Below are 3163 nucleotides of genomic sequence, written 5' to 3' on the forward strand. Positions count from 1 at the left end.
CATAAGCACGAGGCCACAAGCATCAAAAATTTCGCACCCTTCGGGAGCCTCGTGATGGCCAGCCGGGGTCATTGTCATAATCTTGCCGCCGTCCACCAGAAGATCCACAGGAGCTTCCAGGTGACGGGCGTTTTTGATGCAAAGCCTCATGCGCGTCCTCCATCGTTACGCGTGGCCAGAAGATAAAGCACGGCCATGCGCGTTGCCACGCCCGCCGCCACCTGGTTCAGTACCAGGCTGGCAGAAGCGTCGGCCATGTCATCGGAAATTTCCAACCCGCGGTTCATCGGGCCGGGGTGCAACACCTTGGCTCCGGGCCGGGCCAATTCCATATGCCCGAGGCCCAGGCAAAAGCGCCGCGAGTATTCAGCCAGATCCGGCAAAAGCCCGGCCTGCTGGCGTTCCAGCTGCAGGCGCAGACACATGGCGGCGTCCACGTCGCGCACGGCCTTTTCAAGATTTGTATATACTTCCACAGGCCAATGGTCCACTCCTGCGGGCAGCAGGGTTCGCGGAGCGCAGATACGCACGCGCACGCCAAGGCTGGTCAGCAGGTGAATATTTGACCGCGCCACCCGGCTGTGCGCAATGTCGCCAAGAATAAGCAGGGTACGGCCTTCAAAGGTATTGTCCCATGCCTGACGCAAGCTGAAGCAATCCAGCAGGGCCTGGGTGGGGTGGGCGTGCCAGCCGTCGCCGCCATTAACCACGCCGCAGGGCAGCAGATCCGCAATATAACGGGCCGCACCACTGCTGGAATGGCGTATGACAATCACGTCTGGCGACATGGCCTGCAACGTCAGGGCCGTGTCCTTGAGGCTTTCGCCCTTGTTGAGGCTGGAGCCGCTTTTGCCCAGAGCGAAGGTATCCGCCGAAAGACGCTTGCCCGCCACATCAAACGAGGTTTTGGTGCGGGTGCTGTCTTCCACAAAAAAGAGCACCACGGTCTTGCCCTTGAGTGTGGGTACCTTCTTGACAGGACGGGTGTTTATTTCCTGAAAGCTGGCGGCCAGATCCAGAAGATGCAGGGTGTCGGGCCTGCTCAGCTGGGTCACGTCCAGAAGGTCTTTGTGTGGCCAGTGGTAACGATTTTCGGTATTCATGTCATTGCTGTGTAAAAGGTAAAAAAAAGCCCCGCTGACTTTATCAACGGGGAACGGCGGGAGTGGCTGCGGCCCTGACCCGGAACGATTTGAAATCAAAAAAACCGGGCGTCCAAGGCGCCGATAGGGGCGCCCCCCTGAATATGCAGAGTATGGGAGCGGCAGACATCATTCCCAATTTGTAGGCGCGCAAAGGGGCTTTGTAAAGCAAAAAGTCTGTTGACGCCCGCTGGGCCATTGTCTAGTTAGAGGAGGGCAATACCGTCTTCTTGACAGCACAGGGCAATCCGGTTGACGGCTGGCATCTGCGTGCGGCTGCCAGCTTAGGCATGATTCGACGCTGCAGTACGACTTGCTGCCGAGGCCCGGCATTTTTCATCAGTATTCCATCAGGCTCTCTTCTGGAGGATGTAACCGATGCTTTTGACTCTTGTGATCTACCTTGCATGTGGCGCTGTGGCTGGCGTGCTGGCCGGACTGCTGGGCGTGGGTGGCGGCATAGTGCTTGTGCCTATGATGGTAGCCATATTTCCCACTGTTGGCGTGCCTGTGGAATACGTGCAGCAAATGGCTTTGGGCACGTCCCTCGCCAGTATCATGATTACCTCCATTTCCAGCGCCCGCGCTCACAACAAACGCGGCGCCGTGCATTGGGACATCTTTCGCAACATTACGCCGGGCATCCTTCTTGGTACGTTTGTGGGCGGGCTCATCGCCACACACATGCCCACGCTTGCTCTCAAGATCATCTTCATCTGCTTTCTGTTTGTGGTGGCTGCCCAGATGCTTTCAGGCTATCGGCCTCCGGCCACACGCAACATGCCGGGCTTTGCCGGTACATCGGGCGTGGGCCTGGGCATAGGCCTTCTTTCAAGCTTTGTGGGCATTGGCGGCGGCACGCTTTCCGTACCCTTCATGTCTTCCTGCAACGTGCCCCTGCACCATGCCGTGGGCACTTCAGCCGCCATCGGATTTCCCATAGCTGTGGCCGGAACTCTGGGCTTTATTGTGGGCGGCTGGGGACGGCCTGACCTTCCCTCAATGACGCTGGGCTTTGTAAACCTGTGGGCTTTGCTGGGCATAGCCTCGGCCAGCTTTCTTACTGCGCCCCTTGGGGTCAAGCTGTCGCACGCCCTGCCCGCAGACAAGCTTAAGCGCGGCTTTGCCTGCTTTTTGATTATCATGGCCGTCAAGATGGCCTGGGGATTGCTGTAACCCGTAATTGCTGTCAAGATAGAAACATGAAACTCTATTCCTACAACCACAAACTTGCTGAATCCGTCTGGTGGAACCTTTTTCTGCTGACTATGGGCGGCTTGCTCACCGCTATCTGCATCCAGAGCGTGGCGGCTCCACACGATTTTCTCGCTGGCGGCATTATGGGTGTGGCGCTGCTTACCAATTACTGGACAGGCACGCTCACCCCCCTTGTGTGGTACGCTATGATTTGCGTGCCCATCTATCTTTTCGGCTGGTTTTTTGTGGGGAAGCGCTTTCTGCTCTATACAGCCTACGGCACGCTGTGTACGACGGTTTTCGGCTTTTTCATCAACTTTACCATTCCCCTGCAAAGTGAACTGTATGCCGCGGTTGTAGGCGGCGTTCTGCATGGCACCGCCGGGGGCCTGATGCTGCGAACCCTTGGCAGCGGCGGCGGCACAGACGTTATCGCCGTGGTGCTCAAGGATCGCTGGAATTTTTCCATCGGCCAGTTCAACGTCATTTTCAACGGCCTGCTTTTTCTGATGGGCGCTTACCGCCTGCCCTTTGATCTCATAGTGGCCTCAATGATCATGATGTTCATTTCGTCCAACGCGCTTGAATACGTGCTGGGCATGTTCAACCGGCGCAAGCTGGTCTTTATCATTTCCGATCACGGTGAAGAAATCAGCGAAGCCATTCTGGTAACAGAACGCTTTGGCGCTACCATGCTGCGGGGCAAGGGAGCATACTCCGGTTCTGACCGCGAAATTCTGCTTACAGTTACCAACAATATCGCGCTCAAGAGGTTGGAGAATCTTGTTTTCAGCATTGACCGCAACGCGCTCTTCATTGTTGAA

3 protein-coding genes are annotated in these 3163 nt (G+C 56.8%); 2 read left to right on the plus strand and 1 reads right to left on the minus strand.

Going from position 1 to position 3163, the window contains the following annotated elements; genetic code table 11:
• Window positions 1-146: 146 nt before the first annotated feature.
• Window positions 147-1103, minus strand: a complete 957-nt coding sequence (locus QM579_RS01365; protein ID WP_414997436.1) for an aspartate carbamoyltransferase catalytic subunit — start codon at window positions 1101-1103, stop codon at window positions 147-149.
• Window positions 1104-1520: 417 nt separating this feature from the next.
• On the opposite strand from QM579_RS01365, the gene QM579_RS01370 reads away from it, so the two are divergent.
• Window positions 1521-2318, plus strand: a complete 798-nt coding sequence (locus tag QM579_RS01370) for a sulfite exporter TauE/SafE family protein (RefSeq protein ID WP_414997437.1) — start codon at window positions 1521-1523, stop codon at window positions 2316-2318.
• Between the two features lie 26 nt (window positions 2319-2344).
• Window positions 2345-3163: YitT family protein (locus QM579_RS01375; RefSeq protein ID WP_414997438.1), on the plus strand; the 819-nt coding region annotated here is incomplete at its 3' end.

Origin of the sequence: Desulfovibrio sp. (genome assembly GCF_047607245.1) — a bacterium.
In the GTDB taxonomy this organism is placed as follows: domain Bacteria; phylum Desulfobacterota; class Desulfovibrionia; order Desulfovibrionales; family Desulfovibrionaceae; genus Desulfovibrio.

What these genes read in the sequence shown, in the direction of transcription:
- QM579_RS01365 (WP_414997436.1), bottom strand. Translation starts at nt 1,103, where the DNA reads ATGAATACCGAAAATCGTTACCACTGGCCACACAAAGACCTTCTGGAC.
- QM579_RS01370 (WP_414997437.1), top strand. Translation starts at nt 1,521, where the DNA reads ATGCTTTTGACTCTTGTGATCTACCTTGCATGTGGCGCTGTGGCTGGC.